This is a genomic window from Mucilaginibacter galii, from assembly GCF_014635825.1.
GTDB classification, from domain to species: Bacteria; Bacteroidota; Bacteroidia; order Sphingobacteriales; family Sphingobacteriaceae; genus Mucilaginibacter; species Mucilaginibacter galii.
In genome coordinates, this window is record NZ_BMDO01000002.1 from 242,598 (window position 1) to 264,063 (window position 21,466).

The window sequence follows — 21,466 nt, forward strand, 5'->3', positions numbered from 1 at the left end:
GGGGAGGGGTTTTACGGCATTGGCTTCAAACCCTCCCACCTTACTTTCCATGTACCATCTTTAGGGAAACCCGGATTATATTTGGTATTGCCATCCCAGCCGGCACACATCATGGCTACGGCAGCCAGTAAGCCGCCATTACCCGGCAGGTAAATGGTTAGGCGATCATCTTGGTAATTATGACCGTTAACCAAATACGTATTGGTTTTAATAGGCATAAACAAACCGTCGATGGCTTTTTGTGGGTCGCCTAAACGGGCGGCACTCATGGCTACCATGGGGAAGTCCCAGCCCCAGGTGTCTTTCCAGTCCCAGGTGTTCCACACCAGGTCGAAGGTTTTTTTCATTACGCCCATATCCAGGCGTTTATTGTAAGGCACCATGCCTAAAGAGCCTAATACCGATGGGTGATCGGTTTCAAATTTGGGATTGGTATATGAGTCGGGCACACTTTCGGCCGCCAGGTAAACACCGTTGGCTTGCGGGAGGGCCGATAGTTTGGCAAGTACATCGGCATATTTTTCATCGGGTGCCATGCCCAAACGTTTGCGCCATTGCTGGGCTGTGGTGAGCGTCCAGTACGAGTACTGCAGTTCGTAGGTTGGGTTAAATGTTTCTTCAGGGTTGTAACGTTCCTGGGCCGGTATCAGGCCTTTGCCTAAAATATAACGGTCTTTATCTTTTTCATAAAAAGGATAAGAAGCCATAAAATCGGCCGTAGCTAAAACCAGTTTTTTATAATTATTTAGCGTTTTGGCGGTCGGATGAGCGCGGTAAGCCAGCTCCGCGAAATAAACAATATGCGGTTGCTGCCAGATGAGAAATGCGCCTACCGATGATGGACTTTCGTTACCCTCAGGGTCGGTCATTTTTTGCCAGCGTACACCTTCGTAACCCTGGCGTTTGGCAATAGCTTTGGCGTTGTTGTAAACCTTGGTATACCACTGCATACTTTTTTCCAGCAGTTCGGGCCGTCCCCAAAGGGCAAAATGAATGCCGTGCCACCAGTGCATTTCCAAATGGGGCTTGCCGTACCAACTGTTATACGTTAAGCCGGTTTCTTGCGGAGGATAAGAGCCTGCACATTGAATTTTAGTAAGGTATTGTGACAGGATAATACGGCGTTCCAACTCCTTAGCCTTGGGGTTGGTGCTACCAGAAAAATCTACCGCACCGCCGCTTTGCCAAAAGGCTTTCCAGCTTTGCATGCTGTTAATCTGTACTGCCGTAAATGCCGGGACAGCTGCCTGCCTTTTAAGGGTAAACAAATAGCTTACCTGTAACTGGTTGCTGTTTCCCTTAGGGGATAGTACAAACTCATGTGCTGTGGTGTTTTTAACCGATGCCGTACCGCTCCAAATTAATTGGGTAAAGTAGTTGTTGGTATCTAACTGGTGTTTAATTACCGCTTGTTGTGCACCATTTTTGACGATGCCCGAAGTATGCTTGCCCGGGTTCTTGTAATTGTCGCCCATATCACCCCACTCATTGGTAGGGAAGGGGTAACGCAGGCGCACCTTTAAGCGGCCCTGAGCCAGCAAGGGCGATTGGATATTGAATGAAACTACATCCTGCTGCTGGTGTCCCACCGTAATAACTTTAACCGGCACACCTTCCAGCGTAAACCAGCTGCTGATCTCACCGGTCCATAAATTCAGTTTCTGGTCAATATTATGTATATCGGCAGGCGTGGCCAGGCTGCCATTCTTTTTGGTGAGCAGCAAGCCCACGTTTCCTAATTGCAAGCGGTGCACATTTTGGCGAAACCAGTTAGCCGCATCCTTATTACGTTGCGGATTATTGATTTGTACCGAGTAAGTAACCGACCTGCCGTTAAGCTGGTAAGTACGCAGGGTTTCGTTAAATTTATAACCGGCCGTGTCAATAAAACTATGCCAGCCCCATTCGCTTTGTGTACCCAGCGGTACCCCCTTGTGGTAATGTTCAGGAAAGGTTTGCATGCCGGTGGCATCTACCGTAAAGGCAAACTTGCCATTGCCTACTGATAGCGAAGCTAAAGAATCCATCGCCTTAACTTCTACATTGTGGCGCTGTACCAAGGCCTGCCGGTTAATGCGTTGGGGTGTTTGTGCATGGGTGTTGAGCACTAAGCCTAAGCAGCCATTTAATAAAAGTGCTATTTTTTTAAGGTTATTCATTTCGTGTTAAAGTTATTCCCATCAGGCCAATCACTACATCGTTGGCCACGGTATTGAGTTCTAAACTTTTGAGTTGTTTGGTAGGGTCCAGGTACATATCCAGTACAGTGGCTGCACCGCCATCTATGCCTTTATTGCTAAAGCCTTTTATGGTGGTGTAGGTTTTCCAGTCGAGCGTGGCGATGCCGGTTTTGAGGTAAACGCGTAAAGGCTTGGCTGCGTTAGTATTGAAAGCGTAACCATCATTATCGTAATCCTGTTCAATGGGTTGCCAGTTTTCAGGGTTGCGCAGGGCCAGCACCTGACTACTGCCATCCTGGTAACGTATGGTGACGGTGCCGTTGGTAAGCCGCGTTTGCATAGGGTTGGTAGAACCCGCCATTAACAAATAAGCATGTGATGCCTTGCCGTTTAAGGGGATGTTTACGCTGCGCGGATAATTATCCCACTGCGAGGTAAAGGCAATATTTTTACCCTCGCCGCCCGGTGTTGCAAACGCAATATGCTGCGGCAGTTCGAACTGATTTTTATTGTTTGCTGCTACTTTGCGCAGTCCGCTATCATCAATATTTGCCATGGTCAACGGATAACACCAGTTGCCAATGCCTTGCACGGGCAATTGCAGCGTTACACTTTTTGGCCGTGGCGATAGGTACTGGTTGGTGAAGATGTTTGTAACGGCATCATTGAAGTTTGCCGCCATATTTACCGTTTGCATGGAATTGGATGTGGCTTGAACGATGTGCCAATTGACAATGGTGGTATCGGTAACATGCCCCTGGTATTGTAGGCGGATATGATTACTCCCCGGCACCAGATGCTTCAGCGGAACCATAATTTCGTTGGATACGCCATTGGATGCAACATCAAGTTTTTGGCTATATCCCTCATTAATTTCAGGATTGACCTGGATTTCAACCTGTCCTTTATTGGCATAATTGCGTAGGATAAATCGAATTGCATCAGCATGCTGTTCTAAATTATACCGAATTTCGACCGGCTCCGGGTGAACAGCCATATCCAAGGGCTGCCACCAGGTAAGTGCACCCTGTTTTAATTGTATAAATGCGGTATGATTGCCCTGCATCGGCTTCAATACATAGTTTAACTTGTGAAGCGTGAAAGATTGTGATGCCAATATGCCTTGCGGGTCGGTTATGTTCACAATACTGGCTTTATCAAACGCCTGCAAATATTTTTGTCCGGCAACGCGGTCAAAGCTTAATGTTTGGTTGTCTAAAACGGCACTTCCCCAAGTGATTTTTACCACATACTGCTTTTGACTTCCGGCCGTAATTTGTATAATGGGGCTGCCTACAGCCATGGTTTTAACCGTCCATTTGGCTGGTTTGCCATTTACCGTTATTCCGGTTATTTGAGCGGCACGGGCATTAATTTCGAGGTTTAAAGGTAATGTTTTGGGCAGCGCAGAGGTAATGGTGTATACATCAGTTGTGCCGGTTCGCTTAAAATCAAAGCGTATATCGGGTACGTTGAGCGATGCATAGTTCCATTCTTGCGGCAGGCCCGGTTTTATGGTTAGTGTATTATCCAGTAAATTGGGCTGTATACCAAATAGGCCTTCTACCAGTGTACGCGCGGTAATGCCAATAGGATCAGCAAAATCGCGGTACAACTCACCCCGTATGGCATCGTAAAAAGATAATTGCTGAAAATTTCCTGGGCTGGCACCCAAATACATGCTCTCCAGCAAAGTGCTTTTCCATAAATTGAAAGCATTGTCCACGCAGCCACCTTGCCAATAAGCCAGCGCCGTGTGCATGTTCTCGGCCATGGCCACATTATTGAGCGACCAGGTGTAAGGCAGCCAGTTAGTGGTAGATAGTACATGATAATTACCCGTTAAGCCTTTAGCTTGTATGGATATATGCGGTATCTCATTATCCACATATTTTAGGCTTTGGTAGGCTTGCATGGCATCCGGTACGCCTTCGTCAATAGCATGGTAAATGGTCCACAGCCCCGGCGAGGTGTGAAGTAATTGATTGCCTAACAAATCTTTAAACTCAGCATAAGTGCCTTTTTCGGGCATCCAAAGTACATTGGCAATAGCTTTTTTAATTTTATCGGCTTCCTTTTCGTACGGCTTCGGATCATCGCCTGCAAGGCGGGCCAGTTGCGCTGCAATTTTATTGGCGCGGTAGTTATAGGCCGATGAATGGGTTACGCCGCCGCCGCTATATTGCAGGGCATCGCTGGCCCAAATGCAGCAATAGGCATCGTACAGGCCATCGCCATCCTGGTCATAATTGCGTTTTTCCCAAACGAGGTGGCGTTTAATAACGGGCCAAAGCTTTTTCACCTCGTTCACATTACCCGTCCAGTAAAAGTGGGTAAGCATCTGGTCTATAAAAACCAGGTTCATATCATAGTGATGCGGGCGGATATCGCCATTTGGATTGCGGCTAATGTAACCGCTGCTAAACATGCTGTTGCCCAGTTTTTCCTGCTGGCGGGCCAGGTGTAAAGCGGTATCGGCAATTACAGGGCCGCTTTCGGGACTGGTAATTTGTGACAGGGCGTAGCTATTAAAGTGCATCGACGCCCGGTCATGCCAGCCTAATGGATCGGCTACATAAGCACCGCGCCAGGCGGGTAACCGTGCCCGCCAGGCAATAGCACCATGCATGTACGAGGGGTTTTCCCAAATGCCATCGGCTGCAACGGCCAAAGCACCACCTAAGGTATTGATGTAAGGGTCGGGTGTGTTGAGCTGCACACGTGAGGTAAGTAGCTTACGGGCAGTTTCGGCAGTATTTAGCAGTTTCGGAATTTCGTTATAGGTGCTTTTGCTGATGCCTGGGCCTATCATCCAGTACAAAGGCTGGCTGGTGTTTTTGATCAGTCCACAAATTAAAGGTTTGCCTGTGGCCGATGAGTTATATAAGGCCAAAGGTGTAGTCTGTTGCTCGGCATTGGCTTGTTTTGCTGCGGATGATGGCGGAAATAAACCGCTGATTATTTTTTTGGTAACAACCGTTTGGTTCTCATTAGCCAAACTTTGCTCGTTCTGGTAACGAGTAGCTTCGGTGGTAGCCTTTGCATTAAAATCGAGCCGGAAAGTGTTTTGATCAATTAAATACCTGTTGTTGGTACAATATTCGGGCTTTAAATAAAAAGATGATTCAGGGTCGGCACCAATGTCGCCATCGCGCGAAAACTTTTTGCCGGTAGCGCCACCATATGCCCAAAGCAGTTGAACACCTGTTGCACCCTTGATCTCGGCTTTGAGCAGCAAATTGTCGGCGGTTGAACCGGCCAGCAGCCAAAGTTCAATACTACCTTTGCCCAGCATAGGGTCGTGAATGGTATACAGCATAGAACCAGCACGGTAACGGGCCTCGATGCTTTGCGCATTAATAAGCCATTTACTTTCGGTTCCGTTTACTATACCTAACTTGAGGTTGCCGCCCATACCAGAAAGGTATAAGGCAAATTCAGGCAAATCGCCGGCCTCCACTCTAAAAGCGGTATTGGTGCCGTATATGGCCCGGTTAAAACGGCGTGTGCCGTTGTTAATTACAAAATCCTTACCATCGGGCCGGTAACGCATACTCCGCTCAATACCATGCCAGGGTGTACCGGTGGTTTGTGCAGTTGCCTGGGGGCCATAAAAGGTAGACAGGCATCCGGCTAAAAACGCCAGTACCCTAAGTTTTTTAAATTCAGCTATTATCACGATATATTCTTAGACCACCGGCATGCCTGCCATGGTTGGCTTTAAATAAAATCAGGGGCGATAATTCCCTAAAGGTGTGCAAACGTTAAGAAATATCAAAATTTAATTTACTGTATACAGGACAGGCAATGACGATTATAATAAGTGTATAAATGAAAAATAATAATTTAAACCAAATATTTTTAAGGCAACTTTTGTTTATTTGTATTGATAACCAATTAACTATTTATAAGATCAGGGACTGTACCTGCACTGTTGCGCGGTATGTTTATGCCTTGAAACTGTGATTTAAGCCTATGAAGATCATTAAACTTGTTACACTAACATTGCTGCTTCCTTTGCTGCTTAAAGCGGCGCCCAATGCACCATTTGTTGTTAAAAGCCCTAATGGTAAAATTGTGGTTAAGGTGGGCTTAACCGGAGGTAAATTAAACTATGAAGTTAGCCGCAACAATGAGCCCGTTATTTTAAGCTCAAAGCTTGGGCTGGTTAGGGAAGACCAGGATTTCTCAAAGGGATTAGCCATGGTATCGGTACCCGAAGAACTTGGAGTGATCGATCATTATGAACTGGCTACGGCCAAACGCAAGAACATCACTTATAAAGCTACCCTACAATATTTTCATTTAAAAAATGCCAAAGGCAAATTGATGGACGTTATTTTTCAGGTCTCTAATGATGGCGTGGCTTTCCGCTATCATTTTCCCGATAAATCTACCGATGTAAAGAAGATCACAGTCGAGGTAACTTCTTATAAATTTAGTACGCAAACTAAGGGCTGGCTACAGCCTATGTCGGTTGCTAAAACAGGATGGGCGCAAACTAACCCATCTTACGAAGAATATTATGAGCAGGGTGTTGCCGTGGGTATGCCTTCGCCTATGAAGGCAGGATGGGTTTACCCGGCCTTGTTTCAAAGTGGCAACAACTGGGCTTTAATTACCGAAACATTTCCTGATGGCGATTATTGCGCTACCCGTTTAAAGGCCGAATCGTCGGGAGGGGAGTACAGTGTAGGTTTCCCGGACCCGGTAGAAATTTTTCCGGGCGGTGCTTTAGGGCCGCAATCTAAATTACCCTGGTACACGCCTTGGCGCATTATCACCTTAGGGTCTTTAAAAACTATTACAGAATCTACTCTGGGTACCGATGTAGCCACTCATGCACCTAAGATGGACCTATCATTCATAAAGCCTGGTCAGGCATCATGGAGCTGGGTTATCATGAAAGACGACTCTACCAAATACAGTGTGCAAAAACGCTTTATTGATTATGCCGCCAGCATGAAATGGGAGTACTGCTTAATTGATGCTGATTGGGACCGCAAAATAGGGTATGAGAAAATTGAAGAACTCGCTAATTACGCCAAAACCCGTAACGTAGGGTTATTGCTTTGGTATAACTCGGCAGGCAGCTGGAATACCGCGCCGTACACGCCGCGCGATAAAATGCTTACCCACGAAAGCCGCGCTAAAGAATTTGAACGCTTAAGTAAAATGGGTATTAAGGGTGTTAAAATTGACTTTTTCGGCGGCGATGGTCAATCCATGATCCAGTATTACCATGCCATATTGAAGGATGCGTTGACTTACAAGTTACTGGTCAATTTTCATGGTGCTACCTTGCCGCGTGGTTTGCAGCGTACCTACCCTAACCTGGTAAGTGTAGAAGCCATTAAGGGAATGGAGTTTGCTACTTTTGAGCAAAGGAACCAGGATATACAGGCACAGCATTGCGCCACAATTCCGTTTGTACGCAACGTTTTCGATCCTATGGATTTTACGCCCATGGTATTTGGGCAAATCCCTAAAATCAAACGCAAAACTACCAATGCATTTCAATTGGCTTTGCCGGTACTGTTCCTTTCGGGTGTGCAGCACATGGCCGAAACGGATGAAAGCATGGCTTCGGCCCCTGATTATGTTAAAAGCTTTTTACGCCAGTTGCCCGGCCAATGGGATGATGTACGTTTTGTAAACGGCTACCCCGGTAAACTGGCCATCATAGCCCGTAAAACCGGCAACCGCTGGGTAATTGCCGGGGTAAACGGCGAAAACGTAGAAAAGGATATTAAACTTGATTTGTCGTTTTTCAAGAAATACACCCGCCGCACTTTGATCAACGATGGCGATAGCGAATTTTCATTTGCTACTAATAATGTAAGCGCAGCAAATGCTCAAACTGTTAAGGTAAAAGGTAACGGTGGTTTCGTATTGACGCTGATGCAATAGTATAGCGTCTAAACCCCTCCCTGCCCTCCCGAGGGGGGAACTTATCCTGCTTCACAGTTCCCTCCCGAGGGGTGCAGTTGGTTGAGCGTTGGCAGGGAGGGGTTTATACGCTTTACAATCCTATATTCATCACTTCACACTATAAGTTTTTACCGCGGTGAAAGGTACGCCTGTATTGGTAATACCTTGCACTACCACCCTAACGGTGGTTTTGCTGTCGCTGTTGTAATAGCTTATAGCGCTGCGGCCGTTTTGTACGGTGCTGCCGTTGGGTTCCCAGTGCAGGGTAGCGCGGCTATCTGTACGTGTATCGTTTTTGGTTTGATTGTACATGGGTTTGTAAAAGTCGCGGGCTTCGTAATAACCGTTCACTTCAGCCTGTATGGCACCCGGTTCGGGTTTTTTAAAGGCATCGGGTTTTAGGGTTAGATAGATAACGAAAACCGGTCCTATAGCTGATGGGTTTTTGCTGTTGAAACGCTCGCGCGGGCTGGCATCGGCAGCGCTGTCGGGCGTTACCATGAGCGATTGCCCGGCAATGAGTTTTTTGATTACCACCTGATCAACTGACGATACCGGCAAATCTAAATAAGAGTTCGATATCATACTGGTTACCTCCGCCGGATCGGCATCGGTAAACAAGGCATCGCGGTTATTGATCACAAAGCGTGGTGTAAGCTGCTTCCCATCAGCCATAAAAAACAAGCGATTGTTCTCTGCGTCTACCCGTGCCTGGGTGGAGGCAAATTGTATGTAATCGCGCAGGGTATTATACCGGTAATCCTCAGGTTTTACCTTTAAAACTTCATCTTTATACCCAAATGAGGTAACGGCGCGGTCGCGCAGCACCAAGGGGTTATTATTCTTTACCTGCACTTCTTTCAGGCGTATTAATGTATCGCTCAGGCTGCGTTGCTTGGCCTGCGTTACCTGTTTTACCAGCGCTGCTGTACCGGCGGGCGATAGCTTTACCGGAGTGCCGTTATCTAACTGATAATTCTCTACAGACGGGCGGTTGGTGTTTAACGAGTCGAGTGTTATAATGCCCAGGGCTTTACCTTTTGCATCTTTGGAGTTTAAACGGAGGCTTTGCGGGCCATAAAGCTGCAGGTTATCAAAGTAGTATTTCCCGGTGGCATCGGTTTGTGCAGAAAACAGGCGTCCGTTGGTAGCTTTGGCGGCAATCAGGGTTATATTAGCTCCCGGTAGTGCAATGTTTTTCTTGTCCTGCACCTTGCCCGAAATACTTAAGCCTTGCTCGGGAATGTAAGCAATACGCAAAGCCGTATCCGCCAGTCGTTTCCAAACAAAATCGCGCCAGCCTTGAGTAAGTAGTAACAAGTCGAGCTGTTTAAAGCGCTGCACATTGGTGGTGTCAAAGTACCTGGCAGCATAGGCAATATCGCCTTTTAATTCCGATTGCAGTAATAAGTAGGAGGTAATGTTCCCCTCCTCGGGTGCAACCAGGCCGGCATCAACAGCCGACATGGAGAAGTTACTTCCTAATGATTGACCTTTATTATCCGTGAGTAACACGTTGGCCACCACTTGTTCGCGTGTGGTGTAAGTGCTCTTGTTGAGGTTTAGTTTTAAATTGATCTTTGCAAAATGCTCATTATAAATCAACCGCTCACAGTTGGGTTTTTGCTGTGCATCATATAAAGTAAGGCTGCATATACCTCCCGGCAACTGCGATGCAGGTATAATTACAGCCGCCGTGTTGCCCTTAAGCTGTAAGGTTTGTTGAAAAGTTAATTTGCCATAGCTGCGTGCTTTAAGCGTTAAAGTTTGGTTAGCGTACTGCGCCGCAGCTTGTTCGCTGCAACTAATTACAGCATACAAGGTAGTATCCTTTTTTAACATCTTTAGTGCAAGGCCACTGCTTAATGGTGCAGGAAGATCTGTAGTTGTAACTTTTCGGCCAATTGTATACTTGGCTTTGTAGGTTTGCCCGGCTAAAGGTAATAGTGTAAACATGCCCATGCCCAGGGTATCGGTCGCGAAATTAGCTACCGTATCGCCAGAGGATGAAAAGATTGCACCTTTTACGGTTAGCCCTTTTTTGGCCGAGGCCTCAGCCTTAACGGCAACCAAACTGCTTACCCCGGCAACTAAAGAGCCACCTTCGGGGAAAAAGCGTACTACTTCTTCCTTAGCAATGGTATTAGAAGCCGCTGCTGGTTTTACACTTACGACAGTGATGTTTTTCTCAAAAATAAAATTATCGCCAAAGTTGCGCATCCAGTTGGTGTATGCCCTGAGGCGGTAGTTGCCTGCCCTGATAGAATCGGGCATTTTAAGGTCGCCTTTGCCTAAGCCGTTATTTAATGCAATAATTTCATGAAAAAGCATTTGATTGGCCGGGCCAATAAGCTCTACATAAAGGTTTTTGCTGGTACCTATGAGCCGACCGTCTTGCGCATTAGTTAAATAGGCTTTATACCAAAGGTCGTCTCCGGGGGTGTAAATCTGCCGATCTGTATGAAGATAAACATTCTCAAAAAAGAGCTTTACCTCCTTTTTAGGCGTATTGTTTTGGGCATAGCAAGATAGTACAGTAAGCAGCCATACTGCACAGGCAAGTAGCAATCTGAATTTTTTCACGGGAAATTGTTTATCTGTTAAAAGACGGTTTAAATGGTTGTTAAAATTACAAATTCCCAACTATTATTTTAATGATTATTACAAAAGTCCAAATAATAGGATGGTGCAGGATGGTTGAATGATAATAAGTAGATAGTTTTAGTAACTGATAATATAGTATTGTTTGCCCCATCTTCAGGCAATTGCTTATTAATCAAAACCAATTGTAAAACCGAACATATGAATAAAAGTTTACTTACGTCTTCATTGGCTAAAACTAAGCCTGTACCAAAATTCGTCAAATTGACACTTATTAGCAGTCTCTTGTCTTAGGCTGTAGCTTAAGCCTTGTATTGCAGCCGCTTTCTATAAAAAATCTAACAGTTATTAGATATTCTATGATGTATAAATTACTTAAAAATTTATTTCTGTTTTTTTGCGTGGTCGTATTTTTCGGAGGCTGCCGTAAAGAAGCCTTTGATGCCTATTACGGCCGTCCCGATAATTTACAACCACCTATATATCAGGTGTTGAGCATTAAGGGAAATTTTACTTCCTTATTAGCGATCATTGATAAATCGGGATATAAAAGCACCCTGTCTGCAGCTGGTTACTGGACGTTTTTTGCCCCTAACGATGAGGCATTCAAGAAGTATTTTACCGAAAATAATACTTCTTTAGCTGCTATTGACTCTACTACAGCCCGTAAACTTGTTACTTACTGTCTTGTTTTCAACGCGTTTCAAACCAATCATATTGCCGATTACCAGGCACCTACCGGTTGGGTAGCCAACAACGCATACAAGCGCCGTACAGCTTATTATGATGGTTTTTATACTGATAATGGTCCTGATGGTCCTGCAACGGTATTGCTTTCGGCTAACCGCAATGCTAATACCTTTGTGTTTGGCGATAATAACAATAAGTATATTCCTTATTTTTACTCGTCGTACATGTCGTCTAAAAATTTGGGTGCGGCAGATTATAATTATTTCTTCCCTAATACGCCATACACCGGTTTTAACGTAGTAGATGCAAGTGTAGTTAATAAAGACCTTATAGCCGAAAACGGTGTAATTCATGAAATTGACCGTGTAATACAGCCGTTGCCAAGCATTGAGCAAAAGCTAGCCGGCAATACCCAATACAGTGAGTTTAAGAAGCTGTTCGATCGTTTCATGGTGAGTTACATTTTAAATAATGATGCCGCCAGCCGTTATAATATACTAACAGGCAAAACTAGTAAGGTTTATATTAAGCAATATGCCGCCTTACTGGCCTTTGCTTTAGGTAACGAAAACTATGTTAAGGCACAGGATAACGACGGCCAGTCTGAGGGTTACTCTATGTTAGCGCCAAATAATGAGGCTTTTACTAAATATCTTAATGAGGTCATATTAGAGTTTTATGGTACCGTTGATAAACTGCCAAGCTCCATAGTTGCCGATTTGCTGAACGCCCACTTGTTTAGCACCACACTTTGGCCTACCAAATTTTCCACTACCAACAACTTTTTAGGCGAGCCTGGCCGCATCAGCGCCAGCAACAACGTAACTGATAGGCAGTTTTGCAGCAACGGAATATTTTATGGTACTAATGCAGTACAGCAGGCCAACGTGTTTAGCACTGTTTATGGCCGTGCTTACTTAGATCCTAATTATTCGTTAATGAGCAGGGTGTTGAGTAACATGAAAGCAACTATAACCAACCCGGGTTTGCAATTTACTATTTTTATGGTGCCCGATGTTACCTTGCGTTCGTTAGGGTATGATTACAGCACCGCTACCTCTCAATATACATATACTTTAAACGGTACAACCACCAGCGGTAACGGTCCGCGCGATAATTTGCAGCGCATTATTAACCTGCATGTGATCTCAACACCTAATAAAGAACTAAACAACCTGAATAGCCAAGGCATTATTGAAGCCTACGGCAGTGAGTATATTAAATGGAATAACAATACGGTATTTGCAGGCGGTAATCTCGAGTCTACCAATGCTTCATACAAAGCAATACCTGTGGTTAACTCCAGAGATTATTCAAATGGCCGCGTTTATTACCTGCCTGCGGGCGCTATGCTTTACCCAACCGGTACTGTGGCTTCGCAAATTGCAGTAAACGCAACAACGCCAACCTCGCCTTACTATAGCTTTTACCAGTATCTGATCAACTCAACAGCTTATAATACGGTCGCCGGCGAAATTGCCGGTTTCATAAGCGGAGCAAACTATACCGTATTTATTCCTACCAATGCTGCAATACTGCAAGCCGTACGTGATGGAATATTACCAGGTACCATTACCAACAATGCACTTACAACGGCTTCTTTCAACCCGGCATCGGTTGATGATAGGGCCAAGGTTGCGCGTTTTATACAGTTTCATATCCTGAATGGTATTAGTATAGCTGCCGACGGGCAAAAGAGCCCCAATGGTGCGGGTTTCCCAACCTTCCTGACCAACTCGGTGGGCGATAAGCTGGAACTGATCATTAACAATCAGCCCAATAATTTGAAAGTAACCGATAATCAGGGCCGTGTGGCTACAGTGGTTAATGGCAGTGCCAGCAACTATTTAGGTACCCGCACATTGCTGCACCAGATTGACAACTATTTACGATATAACTTTTAACGATTCAGGACCACCTTATGAGAAGATTTTTTTACCTAATTATTTATTCGGTTGTTATCCTGTGTGGTTTTACTGCGTTTGATGCCCAGGCACAAATTGCGGAGAAGATCCTGATCAAAGGAAGGATTACCGATGCTAAAGATAAACTCCCTATCATTGGCGCTACTGTAGTAGAGCAGGATAAAGATAAACGTACAATAACCGGTGTTGCTACCGATATTGATGGAAACTTTGCTATCAAAATAAGTGATGCTACTCACAAGCTTACCATATCAATTATAGGTTATAAACCTAAAGTGCTTGATATTGGTACCCGGCGGATATTTAACACCACACTCGAATCTAACAGTAATTCGCTTGGTGAGGTAACGGTTACCGCAAGGCAGCAAACCAATAACGGTAGCGGTTTGGTAATTGACAAACGCGATCAAACTACATCAACCGTAACCTTAAATGCCAAGGATGTAGAAGAGTTGCAGGCTACTACTATTGACCAGGCTATTCAGGGCCGTTTACCGGGTGTTGATATCGTTTCCAACTCGGGCGATCCGGGTGCGGGTATGTCTATCAAGATCAGGGGTACCAGTTCTATCAACGGCGCTACCAACCCGCTTATCGTAGTTGATGGCGTACCATTTGAAACCACTGTGCCTTCGGGCTTTAACTTTGCCACGGCCGATAATACCCAGTACGCCGATCTGTTAAGTATAGCGCCTTCTGATATCCGCGACATCTCTATTTTGAAAGATGCTGCTGCAACAGCGGTTTGGGGTTCAAGAGCGGCTAACGGTGTGCTTATTATCAACACCAAAAGAGGGGTTAGAGGTGCACCAACCATCACCTTTACTTTTAAAGGTACTTCTACACAGCAGCCAAGCGGTATCCCGCTTTTAAACGGCGACCAGTATTCTTCATTCATTCCCGAAATGTACATGAACGTTACCGGTAACCCGTTGAATACACAAACTACCAAAGAGTTTGCTTATGATCCTTATGATAAATACTACTATAGCAACTACAGCCAAAATACTGATTGGGTAAAAGCCTTATCCCGTCGTGGTAGTGTGTTAGATAATAATATCTCCATATCGGGTGGTGGCGAAAAGGCACGCTACTTTGCATCGGTAGGCTACAACAGCCAGGTAGGCTCTAACATTGGTACTGGGTTAGACAGGTTGAACACCCGTTTAAACTTAGACTACATTGTTTCAGACAAAATCCGTTTCACCACTTTCGTATCTTATGCTCACACAAACACGCAGTTTAATTATGCTGGCAGCAGCAACGGTTCGGGTAACGATGCCGTGCGTAACATTGCTTCGGTAAGAGCGCCTAACAGCAGTATTTATGAGTACAACGAGTTTGGTTTATTAACACCTAACTTTTTTACGCCTGCAAATAACGTTCAGGGTCAGTACCCGGGTACTTACAACCCGGTAGCTATGGCGCTGTCGGCACAAAACAACCTTATAAATGATCGTATAACACCACACTTTTACTTACAATACAACGTGAGGCCGGGTATTTTTAACATTACTAGTGATGTGGTTTTCGATATCAGTAATGGTAAGCAAGCCCGTTTTTTACCGCAACAGGCAACCGGTCGTCCGTTTACCGAAAGCACTGTAAACCTTGCCTCTAATTCAGATTACGATACATATAGCATATCTACCAAAACTAACTTTTTATATACTCCCCGTCTTAACGAAAAAAACTCTTTCACAGGGTTAATATCGCTGCAAAGCAATGATATTAAATCGGTAACACAGGGCCAATTGATCACTAATACAGCTTCGAGCGAGTTACAAGATCCGTTGTCGCCGGGACGTGTAAACAGTAACGGTGCTATTGGTTCGGGTACTTCGCAATACCGCAACGTGGCCGCTTTAATAAACGGACAATACAAATACCTGGATCGTTACATTATTAACGTTGCCTTACGCGGCGATGGTAGTTCACGCTTTGGTTCTAACAACCGTTATGGCTTGTTCCCTTCGGTATCGGGCCGCTGGCGCGTATCGGGCGAGCCTTTTATGAAGAAGTTTGGCAAATGGCTGGATGATTTCAGTTTCAGAGGCAGTTACGGCGAAAGCGGTAGTGCTCCAAACGGCGACTACCTGTTTTATAACAACTACGTAAGTACAACCACCAACTATGCAGGCCTATCGGGTTTATACTCTAACAACATACAGCTCGATAACCTGAAATGGGAAACGCTGCAAGGTATGGATGCCGGCGTAAACATTATCATGTTTAAAAACCGCCTGAATATTGATTTTGGTATTTACCGTAACCGTACCAAAGATCTGTTAACTACCATTAACCTTTCCTCGTTCAACGGTTATAACTCGGTATTGTTAAACGCTGGTACGCTGGATAACCAGGGTTTTGAGTTCAGTGTGTTTAGTACGCCTTACAAATCAAAAAACTTCATTTTCGATTTCAGCTTTAATATTTCCAACAACATCAACGCTCTGCGTTCGGTATCTCCTTACTATCCTACGCAAAGCGGAAATACTAACGTAAACGGACAATACCTGTCTTTACTGCAAGTGAACAACCCGCTTGGTTCTTTTTATGGTTACAAGTTTAAAGGCGTTTACAAAGATGCCGATGCAACCATAGCCCGCGACGGTAATGGTAATAAAGTGTTAAGCCCTAATGGTACACCTGTTCAAATGCGCTTTAATTACCCTGCGGTTGATTACCAGTTCCAACCGGGTGATGCTGTTTATGAAGACATTAACCACGATGGTAACATCAACTACCAGGATGTGGTATACCTCGGCAACGGCAGTCCTAAATTTACCGGTGGTTTTGGTCCTACCTTTACTTTCAGGGGTAATCTTAAATTACAGGCTTACTTTAACTTCCGTACCGGTGGTCAAATTATTAACGGTACCAAAATAAGCACTACCAGCCAGTACAGCTTTAACAACCAAAGTACAGCCGTATTAAGAAGATGGCGCTCACCAGGCGATGAAACCGATATACCTCGTGCGTTGTACAATTTTGGTTATAACTGGTTAGGTTCTGACCGTTATGTAGAAGATGGTTCTTTCCTGCGTTTCAGGTCAATTACTGCGCGCTATACCTTTAACAAGGCTTTTGCCCGCCGTTTAAAAACCAAGAATCTTAGCGTTTACTTAACTGCAGAAAACTTGGCCATATTTACCAAATACACCGGTCAGGATCCGGAGGTTTCTACCAGGGGTGAGGGTATAACACAGGCTACTATTGATTATTCAACCACGCCGCCGTTGAAGCAATTCACTTTTGGTTTAACTGCAACATTTTAACATTTTAAACTACATACAATGTTTAAAAAATTACTTTATAAAACGCTCCTGGTTACAGTACTGGCTGTTACGGCAACCTCTTGTAACAAGTTTCTGGAGCTGCGCCCAACCGATGGTATAACCCGCGATAAGTTCTGGCAATCAAAAGAACAAATACAATCGGCCGTTATTGGCTGCTACACCGCCATGCAAACCGGTGGAAGCGGACGTGTACCTACCCCTGCCGAATCTTTCTTTACCTGGGGTGAATTGCGTGGCGATATGATATCACCGGGTATAGGTATGAGCATTGATGAAAACAACGTGGTTAACGTGGCCATTTTGTCTACCAACTCCGTAACCGACTGGCGTAACATTTACCGCGTTATAAATTTTTGTAACAACGTGATCGATTTTGCACCCGGCGTAAAAGCACTTGATAACACGCTTACCCAGGAGCAGTTGAATGCCTACCTGTCTGAGGCTTTGACCATCAGGGCACTTATGTACTTTTACCTGGTGCGCAGTTTTGGCGATGTGCCTTTGAAACTGAAGTCAACGTCATCAGACAGCGAATTGGTACAGCTGGCTAAAAGCAGTAAAGAAGAGGTGCTTAAGCAAATTGAAGCCGATTTAAAACTGGCCGAAAGCTATTCAATTATTTCTTATGGCGACCTTATATCTGACAAAGGACGTGTTACCCGCTACACAGTAAATGCCCTGCAGGCCGATGTTTACCTGTGGATGGATAATTATGCTGATTGTATTACCGCTGCCGATAAGATCATTAACTCGGGTAAGTTTGCCTTGGTTCCGGGTACTAACAATAATACATGGTTTAATACTTTGTATGGCACAGGAAACTCGGTTGAGGGTATTTTTGAATTGCAGTTCGACTCGCAGATCTTAAACCCTTATTTCTCAATGTTTACCACTAACCGTCGCCGTTACCTGGCCGGACCTAGTGTACTTGAAGATGTGTTTACTGTTGATCCTAATAATGAATTTAATATCGACATACGTGGCATAGGTACCTCCGTACGTCCGGGCGATCAGTCTATTTACAAATACATTGGTGTAGATATTGCAAGCCCCCGCACACAGGATATATCTTATGCACACTGGATTTTCTACCGCTATGCCGATATTCTGCTGTTAAAAGCCGAAGCCTGCGCTAACTCGGGACGCGGACAGGAAGCTTTAACCATTATTAACCAGATACGTACACGTGCACGGGCTATTGATTTGTCAGCACAAATTGTATCGCCCGATGATGTAAAAGGTTTAACCGATTATATATTGGCCGAGCGTGCCCGCGAAATGGCATATGAAGGAAAAAGATGGTATGACCTGCTGCGTAATGCCAAGCGCAATAACTACGCAAGGTTAGACATATTAACCCAGGCCGCTATTATATCGGTGCCGGGCAGTGTTCAGCAATCAGCTGTTAATAAATTAAAAGATCCAAATAGCCACTATTTTCCTATCAACCAGTACGAAATACAAACGGATCCTAACCTTATCCAAAATCCTTTTTATAGATAATTAGTAAACCATAATTGTGAGTAAGATGAAAAATATAAAGAATAGGATTATGCCCGCTGTTATAGTAATATTGGGCATACTGTCGGTAATTGGTTTTAATAGTTGCAAACGCGAGCATATTACATACTCTACCACGAGCGATGTAAATATGTACAGCTATCTGGAGCAAAATCCCGATCAGTTTTCCATGTTTAAGCAAATCGTAGATAAGGCGGGTTTTTCCACCTTTATTAATACCTACGGTACCTATACGCTTTTTGCGCCTAATAACACCGGTGTAACCGCTTACCTGAAAGCTAACGGTAAAGCCAGTGTAGATAATATAGATGAGGCCACTGCCAAAAAAATAGTAAGCATAAGCCTCATCGCTGATACGATTAATACGCAGTTGTTTACCGATGGTAAAATGCGTGCTCCAACCACCTCGGGCCAGTTCTTAATTACCGGTGCCAACAACGTTGGTGGCGTATCCAGTATAACCATTAATCGCCAGGCTAACCTGGTAAAAGGTAACGTAAGGCTGGGTAACGGTATATTGCACGTTATTGATAACGTTTTGTTGCCGGCCGAGCAAACTTTGGCGAAAATGGTAGAGCAAAATCCAAATTACTCTATCTTCTCCGAAGCATTAAAAGCTACCGGGTTTTACGATAGTTTAAATGTGGCTGCTACTTCTGCTACAAATCCAAGCCGTAAATTCTTAACCCTTATAGCGCAAACCAATGCGGTTTTCAATGCTGCCGGTATTGCCGATTTTAATGCGCTTAAAGCCAAATATTCTACTAAAGGCAATCCTAAAGATCCTACCGATAGCTTATACTTGTTTGTAGCGTACCGTGTATTCCCGGAGTTGTCTTACCTGTCAGACGTTGTTGCGGCATCATCACACCCTACATTGGCGCCGCTTGAGGTTACCACAAGCATGCTCGATGGCGAAAAAGTGCTGTTAAACAACGATTACTTTAACGGGGTATTGGAGCCGGGCGTGTCTTTAGATCGTACCCTGAGCGACAACTCAGCCTCTAACGGCGTATTGCACTCGAGTGCGTCCAATTATAAAATTAAGGTGCGTAAGCCTACTGCCGTATACTTCGATTTTGGCGACCAGCCCGAAATACGACGTGCACCAGGCGTATACCGTGGTATAGATAAATCGATAGTATTTGAGCCCGGCGAGCTGTCAGAAGTTACCTGGATCAATCAAAGAACCAGTGGTCATCAACAGTTTACTTACAAAACAGAACCGGCCGTTCCACGTGCGGGCGAATATTTCTATGGTAATGATTTTACATACTGGGGTTTACGCTTTCAGCCAGATCCTAAAGGAGGGATGTCTCAAATAGAATTTAAAACGCCTTTGCTGGTTAGAGGCCGTTACAAAGTGTGGATAGACTGGAGACGCGACGCCGGTACATCACCCATCGTGGTTAGCTTTGATGGTCAGGCCCTGCCTAATACGTTTTTTGTAAGCGAAATAGTTAACGACAATCAATCAGACGCATTACTGGAGAGCAAGTTCCTGAAACGCTATTCAGAATCGCCGGTGACCGGAAACTCTAACGGAATGGTGAGTAAGATGGTGGGTATTATCAACGTGACCACTACAGACAGGCATTATATCAGGTTTAACGCAACAGGTGCTGTGGGTAAACAGATCGGTATGGACTGTGTAGAGTTCAGGCCGGTGGATATGGCCAGCCAGATATTGCCTAAGCTTTATCGTGATGGCACACTTAGATATTAATAAGCGCTAACCAATTACACAACACAAGATAATTACCGAATGAATTTATATAAATCAAGATTCCTGCTCTTGCTTCTGTTGGCTACAACGGCCCTCTCGGCCTGTAAAAAGCAGTGGGACGACCGCACCGCCATAGCCGATCAGCAGTTGGATAAGAACCTGATGCAAAAGATACAGGAAAACAGTAACCTGAGCATTTTTGCAGGTTACCTTACTAAAATCGGTTACGATAAAGTGCTTTCTGCCTCTAAAACTTATACCGTGTGGGCGCCTGATAACCAGGCCCTGCAAGGTATAGATGCCACAATTGTGGCCGATACTGCAAAACTGCGCTTATTTGTAAGCAATCACATTTCCAATCAGGCCTATCTTACGGCAAATGCCAATCCATCGTTAAGGGTACGCACCTTTACCGGGAAACGCATAACCTTTACGCCTACCACGGTAGAAGATGCTACCATTACTACCGCTAACCAGTATGTTAATAATGGCGTATTGCACATTATAAATAAAACCCTTGCTCCTAAATTGAATATTTATGAGTACATACAAAGCCTAACCACGGTAGGAGCACTGCACAAAGCTTACCTGCAACGTCAGGACAGTACGTTTGTAGATTCGTCAAAAGCCACGGTAGCCAGTGTTGATCCGGCAACGGGCAAAAATGTATTGGTGCCCGGCACAGGTATAGTTACCCGTAACAAGTACTTTACTAACGTAGCTAATTTAGCCAGCGAAGATAGCTTATATACCTACTTTGTATTAACCGATGATGCTTACAATGCCGAACGCAATAAAGTAAGCCGCTTTTTTATAACCAGTTCGGTTGATACGACTATGAATATGCTGGCAGCTTTTAATGTGCTAAAAGATGTTGCCGTAAAAGGAGTAATACCACAAGCTAATTTGGGCGGTACTATTCTATCGGTTAAAGGCATACAAGTTCCGGTTAACCCGGCAGCCATTGTACAAACCTATAATGCCAGCAATGGTATAGTGTATGTTGTGAATAGCATGAACTTTAAGCTGGAGGAAAAAATTCCACCCATTATTATTCAGGGAGAAACGCCAACGGGCTTTTTAACCACAACTAACAGGGCTAATATACAGTATCGCACCAAAAGAGACAATAACGGGGTACTTTATAGTGATATACAGCTTTCGGGCGCCAACTTGCCGGCCTCTTATTATGCTCGCTACAGGTTAAGTAACCTTTATACTTGCCAGTATACAGTGGCATGGCGTGCTATTAACGATTTTGCCTACGCAACAGCTACAAACCTTTCACAGCGTTTAGGCTTTAGCCAAATCGGGTACTTTTTTGTTCCGGCTACAGGGTCGGTTTATTCTGCGCAGGTGCAGTTTCCGTACACAACGGTAACCCCGCAAAATTTTACCGAAGTAACGTTAACATCGGCTACAACAAATGCCAGTTTTATTCCTATTGCAACGCCAACCATTAATGCAACAGCGGGTACCTTAAACGTAACAAAATATGCATCGGTTAACATGTACTTGCAGGGGTCAACCGGTACAGCACTTAACACCAACGTGTTTACTTTAGATTATGTTAAACTGATACCTATCTACTAA

At 44.6% G+C, this 21,466-nt stretch carries 9 protein-coding genes; 6 read left to right on the plus strand and 3 right to left on the minus strand.

Annotated elements, in window-relative coordinates; all coding sequences use genetic code 11:
- Positions 1-11 precede the first annotated feature (11 nt).
- Positions 12-2,159: a hypothetical protein gene (locus IEV61_RS06175; protein WP_188414794.1), complete on the minus strand. Its 2,148-nt coding sequence runs from the start codon at positions 2,157-2,159 to the stop codon at positions 12-14.
- The gene (locus IEV61_RS06180) at positions 2,152-5,859 is read right to left on the minus strand and encodes a DUF4450 domain-containing protein (RefSeq protein ID WP_188414796.1); all 3,708 of its coding nucleotides are present in this window, start codon (positions 5,857-5,859) and stop codon (positions 2,152-2,154) included. The genes IEV61_RS06175 and IEV61_RS06180 overlap by 8 nt, the downstream gene beginning before the upstream one ends.
- Before the next feature lie 296 nt (positions 5,860-6,155).
- Here IEV61_RS06180 and IEV61_RS06185 point away from each other — a divergent pair, with 296 nt between their 5' ends.
- Positions 6,156-8,090 carry a glycoside hydrolase family 97 protein gene (locus tag IEV61_RS06185; protein ID WP_188414798.1) on the plus strand — a complete coding sequence of 645 codons (1,935 nt, stop codon included), beginning with the start codon at positions 6,156-6,158 and terminating at the stop codon, positions 8,088-8,090.
- A 129-nt stretch (positions 8,091-8,219) separates the two neighbouring features.
- On the opposite strand, the gene IEV61_RS06190 is transcribed toward IEV61_RS06185, so the two are convergent.
- Positions 8,220-10,694, minus strand: coding sequence for a carboxypeptidase-like regulatory domain-containing protein (locus IEV61_RS06190; protein WP_188414800.1), 2,475 nt, complete (start codon positions 10,692-10,694; stop codon positions 8,220-8,222).
- A 377-nt stretch (positions 10,695-11,071) separates the two neighbouring features.
- Between IEV61_RS06190 and IEV61_RS06195 the strand changes: the two genes are divergently transcribed.
- From IEV61_RS06195 to IEV61_RS06215, 5 genes are read left to right on the plus strand one after another with little or no spacing between them, the layout of a single operon-like run.
- Complete coding sequence (locus IEV61_RS06195; RefSeq protein ID WP_188414802.1) at positions 11,072-13,306, plus strand: fasciclin domain-containing protein; 2,235 nt, start codon at positions 11,072-11,074, stop codon at positions 13,304-13,306.
- A 17-nt stretch (positions 13,307-13,323) separates the two neighbouring features.
- A complete protein-coding gene (locus IEV61_RS06200) occupies positions 13,324-16,605 on the plus strand; it encodes a SusC/RagA family TonB-linked outer membrane protein (protein ID WP_188414804.1) in 3,282 nt (1,093 codons plus the stop codon).
- Between the two features lie 18 nt (positions 16,606-16,623).
- On the plus strand, positions 16,624-18,129 hold the full coding sequence (locus tag IEV61_RS06205; protein WP_188414807.1) for a RagB/SusD family nutrient uptake outer membrane protein: 1,506 nt from the start codon (positions 16,624-16,626) through the stop codon (positions 18,127-18,129).
- 49 nt (positions 18,130-18,178) lie between these two features.
- The gene (locus IEV61_RS06210) at positions 18,179-19,873 is read left to right on the plus strand and encodes a fasciclin domain-containing protein (protein ID WP_188414809.1); all 1,695 of its coding nucleotides are present in this window, start codon (positions 18,179-18,181) and stop codon (positions 19,871-19,873) included.
- A 39-nt stretch (positions 19,874-19,912) separates the two neighbouring features.
- Positions 19,913-21,466, plus strand: coding sequence for a fasciclin domain-containing protein (locus IEV61_RS06215; RefSeq protein ID WP_188414811.1), 1,554 nt, complete (start codon positions 19,913-19,915; stop codon positions 21,464-21,466).